This is a genomic window from Streptomyces sp. NPDC018029 (assembly GCF_044327655.1).
In the GTDB taxonomy this organism is placed as follows: Bacteria; Actinomycetota; Actinomycetes; order Streptomycetales; family Streptomycetaceae; genus Streptomyces.
In genome coordinates, this window is the sequence record NZ_JBIRFV010000006.1 from 283,232 (window position 1) to 304,570 (window position 21,339).

The 21,339-nt window shown below is 71.4% G+C and carries 21 protein-coding genes; 11 read left to right on the forward strand and 10 right to left on the reverse strand.

Annotation, left to right across the window (positions count from 1 at the left end):
* Positions 1-46: 46 nt before the first annotated feature.
* Positions 47-733 carry a DUF1524 domain-containing protein gene (locus tag ACH4D5_RS20335; RefSeq protein ID WP_398304170.1) on the forward strand — a complete coding sequence of 229 codons (687 nt, stop codon included), beginning with the start codon at positions 47-49 and terminating at the stop codon, positions 731-733.
* A gap of 1 nt (position 734) precedes the next feature.
* Here ACH4D5_RS20335 and ACH4D5_RS20340 read toward each other — a convergent pair whose 3' ends face one another.
* Positions 735-1,184: a DUF6010 family protein gene (locus tag ACH4D5_RS20340; protein ID WP_398304172.1), complete on the reverse strand. Its 450-nt coding sequence runs from the start codon at positions 1,182-1,184 to the stop codon at positions 735-737.
* Positions 1,185-1,264: 80 nt separating this feature from the next.
* Entirely contained in the window at positions 1,265-1,954 is a 690-nt protein-coding gene (locus ACH4D5_RS20345) for a DJ-1/PfpI family protein (protein ID WP_398304174.1), read from the reverse strand.
* 197 nt (positions 1,955-2,151) lie between these two features.
* On the opposite strand from ACH4D5_RS20345, the gene ACH4D5_RS20350 reads away from it, so the two are divergent.
* Positions 2,152-3,090: a GlxA family transcriptional regulator gene (locus tag ACH4D5_RS20350; RefSeq protein WP_398304176.1), complete on the forward strand. Its 939-nt coding sequence runs from the start codon at positions 2,152-2,154 to the stop codon at positions 3,088-3,090.
* A 21-nt stretch (positions 3,091-3,111) separates the two neighbouring features.
* On the opposite strand, the gene ACH4D5_RS20355 is transcribed toward ACH4D5_RS20350, so the two are convergent.
* The gene (locus ACH4D5_RS20355; protein ID WP_398304178.1) at positions 3,112-3,765 is read right to left on the reverse strand and encodes a LysE family translocator; all 654 of its coding nucleotides are present in this window, start codon (positions 3,763-3,765) and stop codon (positions 3,112-3,114) included.
* A 134-nt stretch (positions 3,766-3,899) separates the two neighbouring features.
* Entirely contained in the window at positions 3,900-5,519 is a 1,620-nt protein-coding gene (locus tag ACH4D5_RS20360) for an acyl-CoA synthetase (protein ID WP_398304179.1), read from the reverse strand.
* 209 nt (positions 5,520-5,728) lie between these two features.
* Between ACH4D5_RS20360 and ACH4D5_RS20365 the strand changes: the two genes are divergently transcribed.
* From ACH4D5_RS20365 to ACH4D5_RS20385, 5 genes are all read left to right on the forward strand, one after another.
* Positions 5,729-6,529 carry a crotonase/enoyl-CoA hydratase family protein gene (locus ACH4D5_RS20365; protein ID WP_398304180.1) on the forward strand — a complete coding sequence of 267 codons (801 nt, stop codon included), beginning with the start codon at positions 5,729-5,731 and terminating at the stop codon, positions 6,527-6,529.
* Positions 6,530-6,657: 128 nt separating this feature from the next.
* Positions 6,658-7,602 (forward strand): Zn-ribbon domain-containing OB-fold protein, encoded by a 945-nt coding sequence (locus ACH4D5_RS20370; protein WP_398304859.1) that lies wholly within the window; start codon positions 6,658-6,660, stop codon positions 7,600-7,602.
* Positions 7,603-8,715, forward strand: coding sequence for a thiolase domain-containing protein (locus tag ACH4D5_RS20375; RefSeq protein WP_398304181.1), 1,113 nt, complete (start codon positions 7,603-7,605; stop codon positions 8,713-8,715).
* Between the two features lie 37 nt (positions 8,716-8,752).
* On the forward strand, positions 8,753-9,919 hold the full coding sequence (locus tag ACH4D5_RS20380; RefSeq protein ID WP_398304183.1) for a thiolase domain-containing protein: 1,167 nt from the start codon (positions 8,753-8,755) through the stop codon (positions 9,917-9,919).
* Between the two features lie 111 nt (positions 9,920-10,030).
* Entirely contained in the window at positions 10,031-10,273 is a 243-nt protein-coding gene (locus ACH4D5_RS20385; RefSeq protein ID WP_398304185.1) for a DUF397 domain-containing protein, read from the forward strand.
* Positions 10,274-10,288: 15 nt separating this feature from the next.
* Here the strand turns inward: ACH4D5_RS20385 and ACH4D5_RS20390 are convergent, their stop codons facing one another.
* A complete protein-coding gene (locus tag ACH4D5_RS20390; protein ID WP_398304187.1) occupies positions 10,289-11,014 on the reverse strand; it encodes a leucine-rich repeat domain-containing protein in 726 nt (241 codons plus the stop codon).
* A gap of 235 nt (positions 11,015-11,249) precedes the next feature.
* Between ACH4D5_RS20390 and ACH4D5_RS20395 the strand changes: the two genes are divergently transcribed.
* Both ACH4D5_RS20395 and ACH4D5_RS20400 read left to right on the forward strand, forming a co-directional pair.
* Positions 11,250-11,750, forward strand: a complete 501-nt coding sequence (locus ACH4D5_RS20395; RefSeq protein WP_398304189.1) for a hypothetical protein — start codon at positions 11,250-11,252, stop codon at positions 11,748-11,750.
* 323 nt (positions 11,751-12,073) lie between these two features.
* Positions 12,074-14,305 carry a glycosyl hydrolase family 95 catalytic domain-containing protein gene (locus tag ACH4D5_RS20400; RefSeq protein ID WP_398304862.1) on the forward strand — a complete coding sequence of 744 codons (2,232 nt, stop codon included), beginning with the start codon at positions 12,074-12,076 and terminating at the stop codon, positions 14,303-14,305.
* A gap of 92 nt (positions 14,306-14,397) precedes the next feature.
* Here the strand turns inward: ACH4D5_RS20400 and ACH4D5_RS20405 are convergent, their stop codons facing one another.
* The gene (locus ACH4D5_RS20405; RefSeq protein WP_398304191.1) at positions 14,398-16,389 is read right to left on the reverse strand and encodes an N-acetylmuramoyl-L-alanine amidase; all 1,992 of its coding nucleotides are present in this window, start codon (positions 16,387-16,389) and stop codon (positions 14,398-14,400) included.
* Positions 16,390-16,614: 225 nt separating this feature from the next.
* Positions 16,615-17,022, reverse strand: coding sequence for a RidA family protein (locus ACH4D5_RS20410; RefSeq protein WP_398304194.1), 408 nt, complete (start codon positions 17,020-17,022; stop codon positions 16,615-16,617).
* A gap of 114 nt (positions 17,023-17,136) precedes the next feature.
* On the opposite strand from ACH4D5_RS20410, the gene ACH4D5_RS20415 reads away from it, so the two are divergent.
* Entirely contained in the window at positions 17,137-17,517 is a 381-nt protein-coding gene (locus tag ACH4D5_RS20415) for a winged helix-turn-helix transcriptional regulator (RefSeq protein ID WP_398304197.1), read from the forward strand.
* 89 nt (positions 17,518-17,606) lie between these two features.
* On the opposite strand, the gene ACH4D5_RS20420 is transcribed toward ACH4D5_RS20415, so the two are convergent.
* The 3 genes from ACH4D5_RS20420 to ACH4D5_RS20430 form a co-directional block, all read right to left on the reverse strand.
* A complete protein-coding gene (locus ACH4D5_RS20420) occupies positions 17,607-19,346 on the reverse strand; it encodes an ABC-F family ATP-binding cassette domain-containing protein (protein WP_398304200.1) in 1,740 nt (579 codons plus the stop codon).
* 238 nt (positions 19,347-19,584) lie between these two features.
* Complete coding sequence (locus ACH4D5_RS20425) at positions 19,585-19,857, reverse strand: hypothetical protein (RefSeq protein ID WP_398304203.1); 273 nt, start codon at positions 19,855-19,857, stop codon at positions 19,585-19,587.
* Positions 19,858-19,898: 41 nt separating this feature from the next.
* Positions 19,899-20,522 (reverse strand): helix-turn-helix domain-containing protein, encoded by a 624-nt coding sequence (locus ACH4D5_RS20430; RefSeq protein WP_398304206.1) that lies wholly within the window; start codon positions 20,520-20,522, stop codon positions 19,899-19,901.
* A 144-nt stretch (positions 20,523-20,666) separates the two neighbouring features.
* Here ACH4D5_RS20430 and ACH4D5_RS20435 point away from each other — a divergent pair, with 144 nt between their 5' ends.
* Positions 20,667-21,329 carry an SAM-dependent methyltransferase gene (locus tag ACH4D5_RS20435; RefSeq protein ID WP_398304209.1) on the forward strand — a complete coding sequence of 221 codons (663 nt, stop codon included), beginning with the start codon at positions 20,667-20,669 and terminating at the stop codon, positions 21,327-21,329.
* Positions 21,330-21,339: the final 10 nt, after the last annotated feature.

Below are 21,339 nucleotides of genomic sequence, written 5' to 3' on the forward strand. Positions count from 1 at the left end.
CTGGGGCAGCCTCCGCGCGGCGGCCGGGCCCGGTATCACTGCCTTCGTGATGAACATGCCCGCGCGCGCCCTCGCAGCCGCCGTCTTCGCACTGCTGCCCATGACAGCCACGACCACCCACGCCGCACCGGCCCTCCCTCAGCCCCGCCCCTTGAGCCTGGCCGACGCGATCGGCCGGCTGCCGGTGGCCGCGGAGTCCCGGGAGGGATACGTGCGCGGTGCGTTCAAGGGCTGGGTGGACGACGACCACGACCACTGCAGCACCCGTGCGGAGGTCCTCATCGCGGAGTCGCGCACGAGAGCGGTGATCGAAGGCGACTGCCGTGTCACCGCGGGCACCTGGTACTCGTACTACGACGGGAAGACGGTGACCGAGCCGCGGGCCCTGGACATCGATCACACGGTGCCGGTGGCGGAGGCGTGGGACTCGGGTGCCTCCCAGTGGAGTGCGGAACGGCGTGAGGACTACGCCAACGACCTGGACAGCGAACGTTCCTTGGTGGCGGTCACGGCGAAGAGCCACCGTGCCAAGGCCGACGGAGATCCGGCCGAGTGGCTGCCGCCGCTCGCCGACGCCTACTGCACCTACGCGGCCGACTGGACGGCGACGAAGCTGCGGTGGTCGCTGAGCGTCGACAGGGCCGAAGCCGCAGCTCTCCGTGAACTCGCGGAGGGCTGCGGCCGGCAGCAGGTCGAGTACACGGCCGCTCCGGGCGACGCCGCCGCGGTGTAGATCAGGCCTGCCGGCTCGCAGCCGGACCGTGCTCGTGCGCGTGGTCCGCTGTCCGGTCGGTCCTGGATCGGCGGCGGACGAGTGCGATCAGGGAAGGTCCTCCGCGGAAGCACCACAGGGCGATGACCGGATCACAGATGGCACATGCCATGGAAGCGTCGTGGTAGAACGGCAGGATCGGATTGCCCTTGAGGTGGTGGGCCAGGTCCCAGGCCGTGTGGAGCAGCCAGCCGACGCCGATGAAGGCCCAGGAGTCCAGGCCGCGGTAGGCGACATAGGCCATGAGTGCGACGAACGGGACCTCCCAGAGGCCGAATCCGCCCCCGCTCAGATAGGCGGCGCCGGCCCCGCCCACCATGATCGCGTTGAAGTGGCGGCGGTGCGGTTCTTTGATCAGGGACATCAGCAGGCAGTAGATGATGCCGACGATCACCGGTGACACGAGGTTCATGAGGGATGACTTCTTCCGGGACGAACAGGTGGGCGCATCCGTGAGTGGGGCCCGTCAAGGATGAGATGGGCTCGAGGTGCTCAGAAGGCGGTGGGCGTCGGGCCCTGCGCGCGCCAGACGGTGCCGCGCCGCTCGTGGGAGAAGAGCTCTTCGACGGCGTGCGCGACGCGGGGGCCCACCTCGCGCTCCAGTAGGTACAGACCCAGGTCGAGACCGGAGGTCACCCCGGCACCGGTGACCAGGTCGCCGTCGTCCACGATGCGGGCGCGGACCGCGTGGGCGCCGGTGGCGTCCAGGGTGTCGAGGCCCAGGTGGTGGGTGGTGGCGTGCCGTCCCTCCAGCAGGCCGGCCATGGCCAGGACGAGCGAGCCGCCGCAGACGGTGGCGACGATGATGTCCGGGTCGTCCATGGCCTGCTTGAGGAGCGCGGGGAGCTCGGTGGTCAGCGTGCGGCGCAGCAGCACGGAGATGAACTCGTCCCGCGGCCGCTCGCCGGGGCCCGGCTCTTCTTCCGGGGCCTCGCCGGGTTCGCCCACGCGGCCGGACGCGCCGGGCACCAGAAGCAGGTCGGCGCGCTCCAGGTCGACCGCGCCGACGGCGCGCAGTGCCAGTCCTCCGGTGCCGCTGACGACCTCACGAGGGCCCTCCGCGGTGACCAGCTCGACGGTCACCGCGCCGTCCGTCGCCGAGCCGCCGGCGTAGAGCACCTCGTAGGGGGCGATGACATCGAGCGGGTCGAAGCCATCGAACAGGACGACCTGGATGTGCATGGGTGTTCCTTCGGTGTCGTTTTCCATCGGGACGTTCCGAAGTCAACCGGCTTCCCGGGTGCCCGCCCAGTGGCACTGGTGACACGTTCCGACGGGATAGTGCCAACACCTTCTCGAAGGGCGTGAACTGCGATGACATGGAACTTCAGGAAGGACGGCCCAGGTCCGTCGAGCTGAGGGACAGGTAGGTTCTGGCCATGCACACGGTTGCCGTTCTCGCGTTGGATCAGGTGATTCCGTTCGACCTGTCCACCCCGATCGAGGTCTTCTCCCGGACCCGCCTGCCCGACGGGCGGCCCGGCTACCAGGTCCGGGTGTGCGCCGAGCGCGACGAGGTCGACGCCGGGGCGTTCATCCTGCGTGCCCCCTGGGGTCTGGAGGGTCTTGAGGGCGCGGACACGATCATCGTGCCGGGCGTCACCGATGTCGCCGCGCCGCTCCCTCCCGCCGTGTACGACGCGCTGCGGGCGGCCGCCGCCGTCGGCACCCGGATCGCCTCCATCTGCGTAGGCACCTTCCCCTTGGCCGCCACCGGGCTCCTCGACGGGCTGCGCGCCACGACCCACTGGCGCGCGGCCGGTCTGCTGGCCGCCCGGCATCCGGACATCGACGTCGACCCGGACGTCCTCTACGTCGACAACGGCCAGTTGCTCACCTCGGCCGGTGCCGCGGCGGGTATGGACCTGTGTCTGCACATGATCCGCCGTGACTACGGCTCGGCCGTCGCCGCCGACGCCGCACGCCTGTCAGTGATGCCTCTCGAACGGGAGGGCGGACAGGCGCAGTTCATCGTCCACGACCACGCACCCACACCGCAGGGCTCCGAACTGGAGGTGTTGCTCACCTGGCTGCAGGAGAACCTGGCCCGCGACCTCACCCTCGCCGCCATCGCCGAGCGGGCCGGGACCAGCACCCGGACCCTGATCCGGCGCTTCCGCGACCAGACGGGCACCACCCCGCTCCAATGGCTCCACCGGGCCCGCATCCGCCAGGCGCAGCACCTCCTGGAAACCACGGAGCACACCGTGGAACGCATCGGCTGCCAGGTCGGCTTCGGCTCACCCACCACCTTCCGCGACCGCTTCAAACGCACCACCGGCGTCAGCCCGCAGACCTACCGGCGCACGTTCAGCTGAACGGCTGCCTCGACCGGCGCCCTAGTGTCCGAGCGCGAGCCGGACGCCGAAGGCGGTGATGACTGTGCCGGTGATGCGGTCGAGGTGACGGCGGGCCGAGGGGCGTCGCAGGCGGTCCCGGAGCACCCGCCCGAAGGCGATCAGCGCACATGCCCAGATGACCGCCAGGGATATGTGCACACCGGCCAGCAGCACCCCTGGAGCAAGGCGCGAGGCACCGGAGGGGATGAACTGCGGGAGCACCGCAACGTAGAAGGCGCCCATCTTCGGGTTGAGGAGATTGGTCCCGAACCCTTGTCGCCAGCCACTGAGCAGGGTGTCGTCGGCGCCCGTTCTGTCCCTGCTCCCCGCCTCCGCTGTCCGCGGGCTCTCGCATGACGGGCGGCGCCAGGTGGCCCACAGCATCCTGCCACCCATCCACACCAGGTACGCGGCCCCGGCCCAGCGAAGAGTCTCGTACGCGAGGTGAGAGGCGGTCAGCAGTGTGGTCACGCCGAGCGACGTGAGCACTCCCCAGACCAGTGTGCCGCTCTGGATACCGAGGACCACGCCCCACGTGCGACGGCGGGCCCCGAGCGCCGCGGTGCGCAGGATGAGTGCGGAATCCAGTCCGGGAGTGAGCGTGAGAAGTCCCACTATCAGGGCGAAAGTCCCTATTGCGTCCAGAGTGATCATGAGCGATCACCTTAGGGCGGCGACAGTGGAACGTCCACATTTCTGCCCGACATCGGGCAGGGTTGAGGTGTTTTCCTCCGGCGCGGGGGCCTGCGGGGTGTGCTTCGCCCGGAAATGCGGCCCCGGCTCCAGCCCTAGCCCCGGCCCTCCGTCGCCACCGTCTTCGCCCAGCGGTAGTCCGCCTTGCCGCTGGGTGAGCGTTGGATGTGGTCCGTGAAGACCACGGAGCGGGGGATCTTGTAGCCGGCGAGCAGCGTGCGGCAGTGGGTCTGTACCGCCTCCAGGGTCAAGGGGGCGGAGTCGGCGCGGAGTTGGACGACCGCAGCCACCCGGCTGCCCCACCGCTCGTCGGGGACCCCGGCGACCAGTGCGTCGTACACGTCCGGGTGCGACTTGAGGGCCTGCTCGACCTCCTCCGGGTACACCTTCTCGCCACCCGTGTTGATGCACTGCGAGCCGCGGCCGAGCACGGTGACGATGCCGTCCTCGTCCACCGTCGCCATGTCGCCGAGCAGCACCCAGCGCTCGTCGTCCTTCTGGAAGAACGTCTCGGCGGTCTTCCGGGGGTCGTTGTAGTAGCCGAGCGGCACGTGTCCGCGCTGCGCGAGCCGGCCGGGCTCACCCACCGGGACCGGTTCGTGCGTCGCCGGGTCCACCACCCGCGTACGGTCGTTGACCTCCAGGCGGAAGCCCTTCTCCGGGCCCGAGTCGTCCGTCGCCTTGCCGTTGGAGCCGGACTCGGACGAACCGAAGTTGTTGAGGAGCAGGACGTTCGGCACGAGCTCCTGGAACTGGGCGCGCACCGTCTCCGACATGATCGCGCCGGACGAGGAGACGCTGAACAGCGACGAGAGGTCGACGCCCTGGAGCGGGCCGCGCAGCGCGTCGATGAGCGGCCTGAGCATCGCGTCACCGACCAGCGACACGCTGGACACCTTCTCCTTCTCGATGGTGCGCAGCACCTCTTCGGGCACGTACTTGCGGTGCAGGGCCACCCGCTGCCCGTAGTTGAAGGCGATGAACGAGGTCAGTGTCGACGTGCCGTGCATCAGCGGGGGAGCGGGGAAGAACGCGAGGCCCGGGCCGCCCGCAGCGACGCGCTCGGCCAGCTCCTCGGGCCGCTTCACCGGCTCACCCGCGGGATCGCCCCCGAAGAGGCCCGCGAAGAACAGGTCCTCCTGGCGCCACATGACGCCCTTGGGCATGCCGGTCGTGCCGCCCGTGTAGATGATGAACAGGTCGTCGGCCGAGCGGGGCCCGAACCCCCGCTCCGGTGAGCCCGCCGCCTCCGCGTCGGTGAAGGCCACCACGTCGAGCGGGGGAGCGTCCGCGGGCGGTGCCCCCACCCGTATCAGATGCCGCAGCTTCTCCGTGCGCGGCAGCGCCGCCGCGACGCGGTCCGTGAACTCCGCGTCGAAGACGAGCGCCGCGAGGTCCGCGTCGCGGTAGAGGTAGACCAACTCCTCCTCGACGTACCGGTAGTTGACGTTGACGGGGACGAGTCGCGCCTTGAGGCAGGCGAGGACCGTCTGTAAGTACTCGACGCCGTTGTACAGGTGCAGACCCAGGTGCTCGCCGGGTTCGAGGCCGCTGTCGACGAGGTGGTGGGCGATGCGGTTGGCCGCCGCGTCGAGCGCGGCGTAGGTGAGCCTGCGCTCGTCGCCTGTGCCGGGGTGGTCGATGTAGACGAGTGCCTCGCGGTCGGGGACCACGTCGACGACCGACTCGAACAGGTCGGCAAGGTTGTACTCCACCGCACTCCTCCTGACCCCGGCGTCCTCACTGATATCTCGCTTGGCGGTCATCAGAGCAGAGGCGCCCACAACTGGGAAGGGCCGCCGCAGAAAGAAACTGACTGGGTGTCAGAAAACTATTGAACTGGCTCCCCGGCTACTGCAACCTGTTCCAGGTCCGGAGGCGACAGGCCGGCCGCTCGCCGGCCGTCGATGGAAGGAGCACGGCAATGGGTGGGACGGAACACCTCTCCGTGCGGCGCGAAGGCGCCACACTGATACTCACGCTGAACAGGCCCGAGGCGAAGAACGCGCTCTCGCTCGCGATGCTCGTGGGCCTGTACGACGGGTGGGTCGAGGCCGACGAGGACGACGAGGTCCGCTCCATCGTGCTCACCGGCGCGGGCGGCTCGTTCTGCGCGGGAATGGACCTCAAGGCCCTCGCGGGCAAGGGCATGGAGGGCGAGCGGTACCGGGACCGGCTCACGGCCGACCCCGATCTGCACTGGAAGGCGATGCTGCGCCACCACCGTCCCCGCAAGCCCGTGATCGCCGCGGTGGAGGGCTACTGCGTGGCGGGCGGCACGGAGATCCTGCAGGGCACGGACATCCGCGTGGCGGGCGAGTCGGCGACCTTCGGGCTCTTCGAGGTCCGGCGGGGTCTTTTCCCCATCGGCGGCTCGACCGTGCGGCTGCCGCGCCAGATTCCTCGTACGCACGCCCTGGAGATGCTGCTCACCGGGCGGCCCTACTCGGCGGCCGAGGCCGCCGCGATCGGCCTCGTCGGCCATGTGGTCCAGGACGGTGCCGCTCTGGACAAGGCGCTGGTCATCGCCGAACAGATCAACGCGTGCGGGCCGCTCGCCGTCGAGGCCGTCAAGGCGTCGGTGTACGAGGCCGCCGAGATGTCCGAGGCGGACGGTCTGGCGGCGGAGTTGAAGCGGGGGTGGCCCGTCTTCGACACCGCCGATGCGAAGGAGGGCTCCAGAGCCTTTGCGGAGAAGCGGCCCCCGGAGTTCCGGCGGGCCTAGGCCGAATGCCACCTGCGGGCCGGTGGGGGCTGGTCGCGCAGTTCCCCGCGCCCTTCGGGGCGCCTCTGCAAAGGGCGGCCCTCCGCCCCCATCGTCGAGAATCGGAGTTGGTCATGACATCCGCCCCCGTGCCCGAAGTGCTGCGTGCGCCTCTCGTCGTCGAGTTTCCGTTCACCCGGTCCCTCGGGCCCGTACAGAGTGCCTTTCTCACCGGGCTGCGCGAGCGCACCGTACTCGGCGTGAAGACCACCGACGGGCGCACGCTCGTCCCGCCCGTCGAATACGACCCCGTGACCGCCGACGAGATACGTGACCTGGTCGAGGTCGCCGCCACCGGCACCGTCACCACCTGGGCCTGGAACCACGAACCCCGCAGGGGACAGCCTCTGGACCGGCCCTTCGCATGGGTCCTCGTGAAGCTCGACGGCGCCGACACCGCCCTGCTGCACGCCCTGGACGCGCCGGGCCCCGACGCCGTCGAAACCGGCATGCGCGTCCGGATCCGCTGGGCCGGCGAGCGCATCGGCGCCATCACCGACATCGCCTGCTTCGAGGCCGACGAAGGTGCGACAGGCGGTGAAGTGGGTCCGCACACAGGGGAGTTCAGCGATCCCGTCACCGGCATCGTCGCCGCCGCGCGCCTCGACTACACCTACGCGCCCGGTCGCGCACAGACCGCCTACATCAAGGCACTGTCCGAGCGGAAGACCGTCGGCGAGCGCTGCCCGTCCTGCCGCAAGGTGTACGTCCCGCCCCGCGGCGCCTGCCCCACCTGCGGCGTCGCCACGGCGGAACGGGTGGAGGTCGGACCGCGCGGCACCGTCACGACGTACTGCATCGTCAACATCAAGGCGAAAAACCTCGACATCGAGGTCCCGTACGTCTACGCGCACATCGCCCTCGACGGCGCGGACCTCGCCCTGCACGCACGCATCGCGGGCATCCCCTACGACCAGGTCCGCATGGGCCTGCGCGTCGAACCGGTGTGGACCGAGGGCGGCCGCTTCCCCGACCACTACCGGCCCACCGGCGAACCCGACGCCGACTACGACACGTACAAGGAGCTGGTGTAGATGGCGCCCCACGAGTCGTCGCCCCGCAAGCCGTCCGTGATGCGGCCCGCCCGCGACGTCGCCATTGTCGCGTTCGGGCAGAGTGACCACCTGCGCACCACCGACGAGCTCTCCGAGGTCGAGATGCTCATGCCGGTGCTGCACGAGGTGCTCGCCGCCACCGGCATGAAGACCAGCGACATCGGGTTCACCTGCTCCGGCTCGTCGGACTACCTCGCGGGCCGCGCCTTCTCCTTCACGATGGCGCTCGACGGGGTGGGCGCCTGGCCGCCCATCTCCGAGTCGCACGTGGAGATGGACGGGGCCTGGGCCCTGTACGAGGCCTGGGTGAAGCTGCAGACCGGCGAGGCCGACACCGCGCTCGTCTACTCCTACGGAAAGTCGTCGCCCGGCTCCGTGCGCGACGTGCTGACCCGGCAGCTCGACCCGTACTACGTCGCCCCGCTCTGGCCCGACTCCGTGGCGCTCGCCGCGCTCCAGGCGCAGGCCCTGATCGACGCGGGGGAGACCGACGAGCCGGCTCTCGCGGGGATCGCACACCGCAGCCGCACGGACGCCACCGCCAACTCCCATGCGCAGCTGACGGGTTCGGTGGCACGCGGCGAGTACGCCGTACGTCCTCTGCGCACCGGGGACTGCCCGCCGATCGGCGACGGGGCGGCCGCCGTGATCCTCGCCGCGGGAGAGCGGGCCCGGGAACTGTGCGGGCGGCCGGCGTGGATCCGCGGCATCGACCACCGCATCGAGGCGCACGGACTCGGCGTGCGCGACCTCACCGACTCACCGTCGACGCGCCTGGCCGCCGAGCGCGCCGGGGTCTTCGAACGCCCCGTCGACACGGCCGAACTGCACGCCCCCTTCACCTCGCAGGAGGTCGTCCTGCGCAAGGCCCTGAAGCTGGCGGACGACGTCGCCGTCAACCCCTCCGGCGGCGCACTCGCCGCCAATCCCATGATGGCCGCCGGACTCATCCGGCTCGGCGAGGCCGCCGCCCGCATCCACCGGGGCGCGTCGGACCGGGCCGTCGCCCACGCCACGTCCGGGCCCTGCCTGCAGCAGAACCTGGTCGCCGTCCTGGAAGGAGAGCCCCGTGTCCAAGGAACCCGTGTCTGAGGCAGCCGTGTCCCAGGAATCCGTGTCCCAGGAATCCGTGTCCAAGGAACCTGTGGCGGTCGTCGGAATCGGCCAGACCAAGCACGTGGCGGCGCGGCGGGACGTGTCGATCGCGGGCCTCGTCCGCGAGGCCGCCCACCAGGCGCTCACAGACGCCGAGTTGGAGTGGGCCGACATCGACGCCGTCGTCATCGGCAAGGCGCCCGACTTCTTCGAGGGCGTAATGATGCCGGAGCTGTACCTGGCCGACGCGCTCGGCGCCGTCGGCAAACCCATGCTCCGCGTCCACACCGCGGGCTCCGTCGGCGGCTCCACGGCGCTCGTCGCCGCGAACCTCGTCGCGGGCCGCGTCCACGGCACGGTCCTCACCCTTGCCTTCGAAAAGCAGTCGGAATCCAACGCGATGTGGGGTCTGTCGCTGCCGATCCCGTTCCAGCAGCCGCTGCTCGCCGGCGCGGGAGGCTTCTTCGCCCCGCACGTGCGCGCGTACATGCGGCGTACCGGCGCCCCCGACACGGTCGGCTCCCTCGTCGCGTACAAGGACCGGCGCAACGCCCTGAAGAACCCCTACGCGCACCTCCACGAGCACGACATCACCCTGGAGAAGGTGCAGGCGTCGCCGATGCTCTGGGACCCGATCCGCTACTCGGAGACCTGCCCGTCCTCCGACGGCGCCTGCGCGATGATCCTCACCGACCGTGCGGGCGCGGCCCGTTCGCCCCGGCCGCCCGCCTGGGTGCACGGCGGTGCCATGCGCAGTGAGCCGACCCTCTTCGCGGGCAAGGACTTCGTCTCCCCGCAGGCGGGCAAGGACTGCGCGGCCGACGTCTACCGCCAGGCCGGCATCGCGGACCCGCGCCGGGAGATCGACGCCGTCGAGATGTACGTGCCGTTCTCCTGGTACGAGCCGATGTGGCTGGAGAACCTCGGTTTCGCGGCGGAGGGGGAGGGCTGGAAGCTCACCGAGTCCGGCGTCACGGAACTGGACGGCGACCTCCCGGTGAACATGTCCGGCGGCGTTCTGTCGACCAACCCCATCGGCGCCTCCGGCATGATCCGCTTCGCCGAGGCGGCACTTCAGGTGCGAGGCCAGGCGGGCGAGCACCAAGTCGACGGCGCCCGCAGGGCACTTGGCCACGCCTACGGCGGCGGCTCGCAGTTCTTCGCCATGTGGCTCGTCGGCGCCGAACCGCCCACCACCTGACGGGGACCGGCGACGCCGGACGGATCGAGGTCCTGCCCCCGCGGCCTGTCCGGCGCCCGGGGGTGAAAGCTAGGCTGGCGCCCGACCGACGCATTCGGGAGGAGCACGGACGTGGCCGACAGCACCACTCAGCAGCATCCGCTCGCGGGCTGGGACAAGCCGGAGCTCGACCTCAGCACGGCGGACTGGCGATCGAGCAGCGAGGGGCGCGGGGACGTGGAGATCGCCTTCGTCGAGGGCTTCGTCGCCATGCGCAACAGCGGCCGCCCGGAAAGCCCTTCCCTGATCTTCACCCCGGCGGAGTGGGGGGCCTTCGTCCACGGCGCCCGGGCGGGCGAGTTCGACCTGACGTAGCGGGCGGCCCGGGGCTCAGCGCAGCACCACGCAGCCCCGGGTGTCCAGGGCGTCCAGGAGGCGGTCGCTGACGCGTACGTCGTTCCAGCGCAGGTCCAGCTTCTCCAGAGCGGGCAGCTCGGCGATCCAGTCGGGAAGCTCCGTGAGCCGGTTGGCGCGCAGGTCGACGCGGCGCAGCAGGGGCAGGCCGCGCAGGGCGCCCGGCACCTCGGTGAAGGCGTTCTCGCGCAGCTCCAGTTCGCGCAGCTCGGAGAGGCGGCCGACGCCCGCCGGCAGCCCGGTCAGGCGGTTGCCGCGGAGCCAGAGCTCCCGGAGTGCGCCGAGCGAGCCGATCGACTCGGGCAGACGGGCCAACTCGTTGTGCTGGGCGCGCAGTTCCACGAGCCCGGCCAGGCCGCCGAGCGTGTCGGGGAGTGCGGTCAGACGGTTCTCGCCGACGTTCAGATACGCGAGCCGGGTGAGGCGGCCGAGGGACGCGGGCAGCTCGGTGAGCTCGTTGTCGTGGAGGTAGAGGAAACGGCTGAGGGCCGTGAGGTCGCCGATCTCGTCGGGGACCGTACGCAGCTTGTTGTGGCCGAGGTCAAGGGTGTGCAGCGAGGTGAGCGTGCCGATGCGGGCGGGCAGGCTCGTGAGCGCGTTGTCAGGCAGGAGCAGGATCTCCGGGCCGGGGTGGCGCCACACCTCGTCCGGTATGGCGTCGAGGCCGTCGCGCCAGTAGTTCAGTACGGATTCGTGGGTCACGGGAACTCCGCCGTCGATGGGGGCGCCATTGTGCCTGGGGGCGGGGCCGAGGGTGACTCCGGGGCGTGGGTCGAGCGCAGGGGCGTCGGGCCAGGGTGCGTCGGGCCCGGGACGGCTTGCGGGTTCACGCGGGTTCACGCGGGAAAGCTCCGTGGCTGGTCGCGCCGTCGTCCGCCCCCGCGAGGCGCGCCCGCCCCCGCGCCGGAACGCCCCGCAGGCCACGTACCATAGGCGCATGTCCTTCCTCCGCCGCCGCAGCTCCGCCACCCCCGCGGGCCCGGACTTCGATGTCCTGGCCATGGACCCCGGTGACTGGCCCGGCAATCTCGGCGCGGGCCTGCTGCCCGCCCCCGACGGCAGCTGCCAGGGCGTCTTCCTGCGCTACGACCTGTTCGGCGGCCGCGGCCCCGCGATGATCATCGGCAACCTCCCCGAGGGCTCGCCGGCGCGCGAGACCGCCGAGGGCGAGATCCCCTTCGAGGTGGCCCAGCTGCTCCTCGCGCTGGAGAACGACGAGGACGTCACGGTCGTCTCCGCCGAGGACGTGCCGGTGATGCAGGGCGACAACCTCCTCATCGTGCGCCGTCTCAAGCTCTCCGAGAGCCGGATCTCCTGCGTGCAGTTCGACCGCAGTGACAACGTCCTGGTGACCATCGCCGCCTGGGACCGGCCGATCACCGACGACCTGTACGCGCTCCTGAAGCCGCTGCCCGCGGAGCTGTTCCAGCAGGGCTGACCGCAGCGCTCTTCCCGCAGGGCCCAAGGCCCGCGCCGCACCACCCGCGTCGACGCCGACACCCGCACTTCCGTCCAAGCACTGCCCCGTTCCGTCCAAGGAGCGGGGCACTTTTGTGCCGTGCTCCTCTTGTCAGCCCAGTCATCGGACTTTTAACGTGACCGGTCATGACTCAGGGGATCACGCGAAGGATGACCATGAGGTCCGTGCTCGGCGGTGCGGTCGCCGCAGCCGCTCTGTCCGCAGGAGACGGCGGGCTCGGCGGCGCCCGGTCGGCCTCCGCGGACACCGGCACATCGGATCACGACACCTCCGATGAATTACTGCTCTGGTATGAGACTCCCGCCGCCGACTGGGAGCGCGAGGCTCTTCCCGTCGGCAACGGAGCCCTGGGCGCGATGATCTTCGGCACCCTCACCTCCGAACGGCTCCAGTTCAACGAGAAGACGCTGTGGACCGGCGGCCCCGGCTCCCGGGAGGGCTACGACTTCGGCAACTGGCGCGCGCCCAGGCCCAGCGCCCTCGACGCCGTGCGCGAGGCACTCGACGAGAAGGGGCGGCTCGCCCCGGACGCCGTCGCCGCGGAGCTGGGCCAGGCCCGGCGTGGCTACGGAGCCCACCAGACCTTCGGCGACCTGCACATCGACGTGCCGGGCGCGCCTGCCGCCCCCGACGCCACATACCGCCGCGCCCTCGACCTCGGACAGGGCCTCGCATCCGTCACGTACGTCCACGAACAGGTGCGCCACCATAGGGAGTTCTTCGCCTCGTACCCCGACAGGGTGATCGTCGGACGGCTCTCCGCCGACTGTGCCGCGCAGGTCACCTGCACCCTCCGCTACACCTCGCCGCGCGCCGACTTCACCGCGACAGCGGACGAGGACCGCATCACGGTCCGGGGTGAACTCGCCGACAACGCGCTGGAGTTCGAGGCCCAGCTGCGCATCAGGCAGCAGGGCGGGACGCGCGTCGCGAACGGCGACGGCAGCGTCACGGTGACCGGCGCCGACCACGTCTGGTTCGTCCTCGCCGCGGGCACGGACTACGCCGACACCTACCCCGACTACCGCGGCGACGACCCGCACACCGCCGTGACCCGCACGGTCGACAGAGCCGTCTCGGCGGGCCACCGCGCACTGCGCGCCCGTCACCTGCGCGACCACCGCGCCCTCTTCGACCGCGTCTCCCTCGACATCGGCCAGGCGCTCCCCGCCGACGTGCCCACGGACCGGCTGCTCAAGCAGTACGGGAGCGGGGGGAACGCCACCGCCGACCGGGCGCTGGAGGCGCTCTTCTTCCAGTACGGCCGCTACCTCCTCATCGCCTCCTCGCGCGCGGGATCACTGCCCGCCAATCTCCAGGGCGTCTGGAACAACAGCACCACCCCGCCCTGGTCGGCCGACTATCACACCAACATCAACCTCCAGATGAACTACTGGCTCGCCGAGGCCGCCAATCTCCCCGAGACGACCGCCCCGTACGACCGCTTCGTCGAGGCCCTGCGGGCACCCGGGCGGCGCACCGCCAAGGAGATGTTCGGCAGTCGCGGCTGGGTGGTGCACAACGAGACCAACCCCTACGGCTTCACCGGCGTCCACGACTGGTCGACCGCGTTCTGGTTCCCGGAGGCCGCCGCCTGGCTCACCGGGCAGCTGTACGAGCACTACCGCTTCGGCGGCTCCACCGAGTACCTGCGCACCACCGCGTACCCGGTGATGAAGGAGGCCGCCGAGTTCTGGCTCGACAACCTGCGCACCGACCCGCGCGACGGCACCCTGATCGTCACGCCCAGCTACTCGCCCGAGCACGGCGACTTCACCGCGGGCGGCGCGATGGCCCAGCAGATCGTCCACGACCTGCTCACCAACACCTTGGAAGCCGCCCGCGTGCTCGGCGACTCGCCGCCCTTCCGTGCCGAGCTGGAGAAGACCCTCGACGCCCTCGACCCCGGGCTGCGCATCGGCTTCTGGGGGCAACTCCAGGAGTGGAAGGAGGATGTGGACGACCGCACGGACGACCACCGGCACGTCTCGCACCTGTACGCCCTCCACCCCGGACGGCAGATCGAGCCGGGCAGCGAGTGGGCCGAGGCGGCGAAGGTCTCCCTCATGGCGCGCGGCGACGGCGGCACCGGCTGGTCCAAGGCCTGGAAAATCAACTTCTGGGCGCGCCTGCGCGACGGCGACCACGCCCACAGGATGCTCGGCGAACAGCTGAAGTCCTCGACGCTGCCCAACCTCTGGGACACCCACCCGCCGTTCCAGATCGACGGCAACTTCGGCGCGACGTCGGGCATCGTCGAAATGCTCCTGCAGAGCCAGCACGAAGCCATCGAGATCCTGCCCGCGCTCCCCGCGGCCTGGCCCGCAGGATCCGTACGCGGCCTGCGGGCCCGCGGCGGCGCGACCCTCGACATCGACTGGGCGTCGGGCCGCGCCACCCGCATCGCCCTGAAAGCCGCACGCACCCGCGAACTCACCCTGCACAGCGACCTGTTCAACGGCGGCGCGAAGACCGTGAAGGCGCGCGCAGGGCAGCGATACGTCTTCGACTGAACCCCGGCGGGCGCGTCGTCCCTCGTACGGCGACGACCCATCGGGCCCGGACCCGCCTCCACCGGGGCCCGGACCCGACCGCTGCTACCGCGTCATGAACCGGACCGTTCCACCCGCACGTCCGCGGCGCGCACATAGCCGATGCGGTGCCCGTACTGGATCACGTAGTACGTGTCCTTGCCGCGCACCACCGTGTGCCGCGAGGTGTCGAACGTCGGGGCGTAGAAGTACTCGCCCGGCACCTTGTCGCCGACCACGTACTTCTGGCCCGCGAGGATCTTGTACGGCAGCGGGGAGACGGCCTGCACCGGGACGCCCGCCGGGTAGGCCTCCTTCTCCGGGTAGGCGCGCCCGTACACCGGGACCTCGGTCGCGCCGGCCTTCGGCGTCACCACGAGGCCCTTCGCGTGGACCGCGGTGGGCTGCTTCGCCGGGTTCTTGAACCAGGCCTTCTGGCCGAGGTACCAGACGGCCGTCCAGTCGCCCCTGCGCTCGGCGACCGCGTACTGCTGGCCGGTGGAGAGCCGTGCGCCGACGTCGTTCACGTCGATCGTGGAGTCCTGGCCGCCGGGACGCTTGCCGATGTCCTTGATCAGCGGCGCATCGTCACGCGGCTCGGTGTGCACGCGTACGGCCGCCGAGCCGTGCGGCACGCACGTCTCGCCGGGCTTCACGCAGCCCGTGTACTCGGGCCGGTTCTTGGCGTACTCGGGCGCCACCGTCACCACTCCGCCACCCGGGCCCGCGGTGGCACGGAACGGCTTGCCGAGCAGCGTGAAGTAGTGCTGCCAGTCCCAGTACGGCCCCGGATCCGTGTGCATGCCGGGGATGGTGGAGGCCACGGTGCCCTGGACGTTGTCGTGGCCGAGGATGTGCTGGCGGTCCAGCGGGATGTCGTACTTCTTGGCGAGGTACTTCACCAGGCGGGCCGACGTGCGGTACATGGCCTCCGTGTACCAGGTGTCGGGCGCGGTGAGGAAGCCCTCGTGCTCCAGGCCGATCGACTTGGCGTTCACGTACCAGTTGCCGGCGTGCCAGGCGACGTCCTTGGCCTTCACGTGCTGGGCGATGTGGCCGTCAGTGGAGCGCAGAGTGTACTGCCACGACACGTAGGTCGGGTCCTGCACCATGTTCAGGACGCCCTCCCACCTGCCCTCGGTGTCGTGGACGATGATCGAGTCGATGCTCTGGCTCTTCGGCCGGTTCGACTTGTCGTGGTTGCCGTAGTCCGGATTGCCGTTGGGATCCTTGAACTCCTCGTACGGAGCCGGAATCCACTCGCACGACACCGTCCTCGGGCACTCCGTCTGCCCTGCCGGCGCCTTGCGCAGGCCCATGCGTTTCAGCTGCGCGGAGTCGGGCCTCAGACCCGGCTCGGGCGCCAGCGCGACACGCTGGCCCGCGTCGGTGGTGCGCCGCTCGCCGTCCCGGATCACGGCGAACACGTCGTTGGCGTACGTGGCCGCGGTGGCCTCGTCGTCCGCGCCGGAGAAGCGGGCGACGGCGCCGTACCAGTCGGCGGGGTCGTCGCTCAGCGGCTTGCCGAGCTTGCGCTGGGCCGCCGCGAGCAGGGCCGCGCCGCCCTCCACGTTCGCCGCGGGATCGGTGCGCAGCTCGTCGGCCGACCGGCCGGTCAGTTCGGCCGCGCGGGGCAACGTCCTGAGCCGTGCGGGGAGTTCGGTCTCCTCGGGCAGCTTGGCCCGCGGCGGCGGGGCGGGGCGTGAGGTGTCACCGCGCGGGTCCTCGTCGCCCTCGCTGTGGTGCGGGGCCGAGGCCAGGGCGGTGCGCGCGTCGGTCAGGTGCATGGGGCCGTAGCCCCCGGTGACGCTGGCCGCGCCGCCGTGCGCGTCCCAGCGCGACTGCAGGTACGAGACGCCGAGCAGCACGCTCTGGGGCACGCGGTACTCGGCGGCGGCGGACGCGAAGGCTCCCTGGAGCCGTTCCGCGGGGGCCTGCTGGGGAGCGCCGGACGACGGGGCCGCGCCGAGCAGCGGCACCAGCAGACCGGCGGACGCGAGGGCGCCCGCCGTTCTGACGGCGCGTCTGCGGGCGGACGAGGTGGGGGCGGTGTCGGATCCTCGCAATGCAGCCTCCTGGGCCGATGAAGCGTGACGGGGCGTGCGGGGCCGGGCGTGCGTCAGTGGTACCGGCTCTCCGACGATCCGTCAATCATCCCCAGGAGACGGGATTTCGCATGTCAGCGCCGGTTCCGGCGGGTCGGTGGCGGGTTTTCGCCGGGGGTGGCCCCACCGCCTGCGGCGCGTCAGTGGCGTGGACCAGTGAAGGCGGGCCCATCAGCGGGGCCGCCCTCAGTCGAGGACCGCGGTGGCCTCGACCTCGACCAGATGGGCGGGTACGTCAAGCGCCGCGACGCCCAACAGGGTGCTGGGCGGCACCGGCGTGACGCCCAGTTTGGCGGCGGCGCGCGCGATCCCTTCCAGGAGCAGCGGCATCTTGTCGGGGGTCCAGTCGACGACGTGGACGGTCAGCTTCGCCACGTCGTCGAAGGAGCCGCCCACCGCGGCCAGGGCGGTGCCGACGTTGAGGTAGCACTGTTCGACCTGAGCGGCGAGGTCGCCCTCGCCGACCGTGGCCCCCTCCGCGTCCCAGGAAACCTGCCCCGCGACGAAGACCAGCCTCGATCCCGAAGCGATCGACACCTGCCGGTACACGTCGATCTTCGGCAGGCCTTCGGGGTTCACCAAAGTGATGGTCATGTGGTTGTCCGCCTCCTCGACCAAGGTGCCCTTGGTCTCTTGTGGTTACTCGGAAACCGTAGGAGAGTCAGCCCTGACGTGGAAGAACGCACTTTTCAGTGACTGGGGAACCTGATGGTGACCAAGCAGTACGACGGCTCGCCCGACGAGGCGGACCTGCGGCGGGCGGACTCGCTGGCCCGGGAGATCTTCTCGGACATCGCCAACAAGTGGGCGCTCCTGATCATCGAGGCGCTGGGGGAGGGGACCCTGCGCTTCAGCGAGGTGCGGAGCCAGGTCGAGGGCATCAGCCACAAGATGCTCACCCAGAACCTGCGCATGATGGAGCGCAACGGCCTGGTCGAGCGGACCGTGCATCCCACCGTCCCGCCGAAGGTCGAGTACACCCTCACCGAGCCCGGCCGACGCCTGCGGGAGACGGTCGACGGCATGTGCGCCTGGACGCACCGGTACCTGGGCCAGATCGAGACCTCGCGTCAGCGCTTCGACAGCTGACACCGCCGCTTCGACACCTGGCACCGCCACCAGGACGGGCTGCTGCTGCCCGTCCTGGCCCCCTGCCCGTCCTGGTCCACCGCACGGAACTAGCGGCTCCCGTCAGCCTCGGTGCCGCCCGGAACACCGCGGCGCACCCCGATCTCCAGGCGCGGCCAGTCCGCCAGGTCCCGCAGCAGTTGCCGGTCGTGCGTCGCGACCACCACCGCGGCGCTCGTGGCGCGGATCGCGTCGGTCAACTCGTCGACCAGGGCGGACGACAGGTGGTTGGTCGGTTCGTCGAGCAGGATCAGGCCGGGCCGCCCGGCCAGCGCCAACGCCAGGTCCAGGCGCCGCCGCTGGCCCTCCGACATCCGCCCGACCGGCGTGCGCAGCGCGTCGCGGTCCAGCAGCCCGACCGAGCCGAGCGGGACGGCATCGGCGTCGCGGAGCACTCCCCGGGCCACCAACTGCCCCACGTGGCGGGCGTGCACCTCGTCGGCGGTGAGCCCGGGCTGCTGCCCGGCCGTCTCCTGGGTGACCCGGACGACCCGCGCCCCCGCCGCCGTACGAACGTATCCGTCCGTGGGCGCGAGCGAACCGGCGAGCACCGCGAGCAGCGTGGACTTCCCGGCCCCGTTCGGCCCGGTGACCAGCAGCCGGTCGCCGCCGTCGAGGATGAGGTCGACCGGGCAGGGGAGCCGCCCGTCGACCGTGACGCCGTGCGCCCGCAACTGCGGCGCGCCGGGCCGGACACCCGGGTCGGGCCACCGCAGGACCGGCGGCGGCTCCGGCACGTCGATCCGATGCGCCTCCAGAGCGTCCTGCTGCCGCTTCAGGGCCTGTACGACACCGGGCGCGCGGGACTGGCGCTGGTGCTTGCCGGTTCCCTTGTCCGGCCGCCAGCCGGTGGAGAGCCGGTCGCGGGCCTTCGACGCCGCGTCCCGCAGCCGCCGGTGCTCCTCCTGCTGCTCCTCGTGGTCCTGCTCCCAGCGCTCACGCTCGCGACGCCGCGCGTCCTGCCACGCGTCGTACCCGCCGGCGTACAGGCGCGTCCTGCCGTCGCGGGTGGGGTCGAGGTCGAGGAACCGGTCCGCGACGTCGCGGAGCAGCGCGCGGTCGTGGCTGACGAGGACGAGGCCGCCGTCGTGTTCGCGCAGCCTGCGGGTGAGGAAGCCGAGACCGTCGGCGTCGAGGTGGTTGGTCGGCTCGTCGAGCAGCAGGACGTCGTGCCGCGCGCCGAGCAGACACGCCAGCCGGACCCGGTAGCGCTGGCCGACCGACAGGGTGGACAGCGGGCGTCGCCGGTCCGTGCAGGCGCCGAGGGCTTCGAGCGCGACGTCGACGCGACGTTCGGCGTCCCACGCGTCGAGCCGGGTGGCGGCGTCGAGCGCGGCTGTGTAGCGGTCGTCGGCCGTGGGGTCGCCCTCGGCCATGGCGAGGGTCGCCTCGTCCAGGGCGGCGAGGGCCGCGAGTGAGGCGGCCAGGGCCTCGGACGTGAGGGTGCCCACCGTCTCGCCGTCCCGCGCGGACAGCTCCTGACGGGCCAGGCCGATCGTGCCGGCCCGGCGCACGGTGCCCTCATCGGGGGTGATGAGCCCGGCGAGGACGTGCAGCAGGGTCGTCTTGCCCCGGCCGTTCTCGCCGACGACGGCGATCCGCGACCGGGCGGAGACGGTGACCGACACGTCGTTCAGGACATGCCGGGATCCCAGGGTGACGCTGATGCCTTCGGCGCGTACGTGGGCGGTGTCGCCCGCCTCGACGGGCAGGCCGGACAGGCCGGACAGGCCGGTCGGGGCGGGGAAGCCGGACAGGGATGTGGCTTCGGGGGAGGGGAAGAGGTTCACGGGGTGCTCCGCAGCTCGCAGTGGAGCCGGGCAGCGGAAAGCTGCCGCCCGGCGGGGACCGGGACGGCGAGCGCTCGTTCAGTGGGAGAAGGCGCCGCCGTCAGCGGGCGGAGCGGACCTTCTGCGACCAGATACCTCGTGCCATGACCTCAGGCTAACAGCGCGGTTCTTCGATCTCCTGTGCATTTTCGGTGCCGGACAGCGCCGACCCGAGCCCGGCTGTGCGGTCGGTCGGCGGTCACCGGATGTCGCCGGTCCAGTCGAAGCGGCGCGGGGCGCCGGGACGTGGGCGGTACGTCGCCCGGCCGCCGGCGCCGAACTGCCCCAGCTCCGTCCGGAGAGCGGCACCGGCGTCGATTTCCTCCTGCGTCCAGCCGGTGATGTCGAGCAGCAGCCCGTCCAGTGGGCCGCCGACCAACTCGGCGTAGCACTGACCCGGGCGCGGGCCCGGGTGGTCGTGATCCTGGCCGTAGACCCGGCCGCGCAGCAGCTGCTCGTCGTCGCTGTCCATACGGACCAGCCTCCCAGCCGCCACTGACAACGGGGCCCCGGTCAGTGGCCGGGCGACGGTTCCAGATGCGCGCGTTCCCCCTGCGCCCCGAACAGGGCGAGCAACTCCGCGGGGCGGCTGTCGGCGCTGCCGATCCAGTGGGGGATGCGGGTGTCGAACTCCGCGGCCTCGCCGACTCCGAGCCGGAACTCCCGCTCGCCGAGCACGAACCTGACCCGGCCGTCGAGGACGTAGAACCACTCGTATCCCTCATGGGTCTGCAGCTTCGTCGTGGGCGCCCGGCCGGCGGGCGGATGGATCACCTTGTAGGCCTGGATGCCACCGGGCCGCCTGGTCAGCGGCACCAGCACGAGACCGGACCGCCGCACCGGACGCAGGTGGACGCGCGGGTCCCCGGTGGGCGGCGCCGCGACGAGGTCGTCGAGCGGGACGTCGTGCGCCCGGGCCAGGGGCAGCAGTTGTTCCAGCGTGGGGCGGAGCTTGCCGTTCTCCAGACGGGACAGGGTGCTCGCCGTGAGGCCGGTCTCCGTCGCCAGCGCCGCCAGGGTGGTGCCGCGCGCCCGGCGCAGGGCGCGCAGCCGCGGCCCGACGCCGGCCAGCACGTCTCCGGTGCGGTCATTCCCGCTGTCGTGGCTGCTGTCGTTTCTGCCGTCCGTGCTCTCCATGGCCCGATGATGCCCCGACAGTGCGGATCCGCAACTTTTCTTGCCGGATGGAAAAGGTGGTGCCGATGCTGTCGGTACACCACCGGCGTCACGGGCGCAGATCGGATCACGCCCGGCACGCCGGCCGACGAAGGGGCACCTCGCATGGATTCCACCGGAAGCCGACACGCTGCAAACGGGGCCGACGGCGGCGGCGCCGAACTGTTCTGGGAGCAGCACTACCGCGCCCGGCGCACCTGGGGCGGACGCGTCAACCCGCTGCTCGCCGAGACCGTCGCACCGCTGCGCCCGGGTGCGGCCCTGGACCTGGGGTGCGGTGCCGGTGGCGACGCCCTCTGGCTCGCCCGGCAGGGCTGGCACGTCACTGCCGTGGACATCTCCACCACCGTCGTCGAACGGGTGCGGCAACGCGCCCAGGACCTGGGCCTCGGAGACCGGGTCACCACCGAACAGCACGATCTGGCCGACAGCTTCCCCGACGGCCGGTTCGATCTGGTCTCCGCCCAGTACTTCCAGACCCCGTTCGCCCTGCCCCGAGGCCGGGTCCTGCGCACCGCCGCTCAGGCCCTGCGGCCCGGTGGTCTGCTGCTGGTCGTCGACCACGGCTCCACCGCCCCCTGGTCGTGGAACCAGGACCCCGACACCCACTACCCCACACCCACCGAGACCGCCGCCGAACTCCATCTCGACCCGGCGTACTGGTCCGTCCTGCGTGCCGACATGCCCCGGCGCCGGGCCACAGGTCCCACCGGCGAGACGGCCACCGTCATCGACAACGTCCTGCTCGTCCGGCGCGCCACCGCCTGACGCAGTCCCT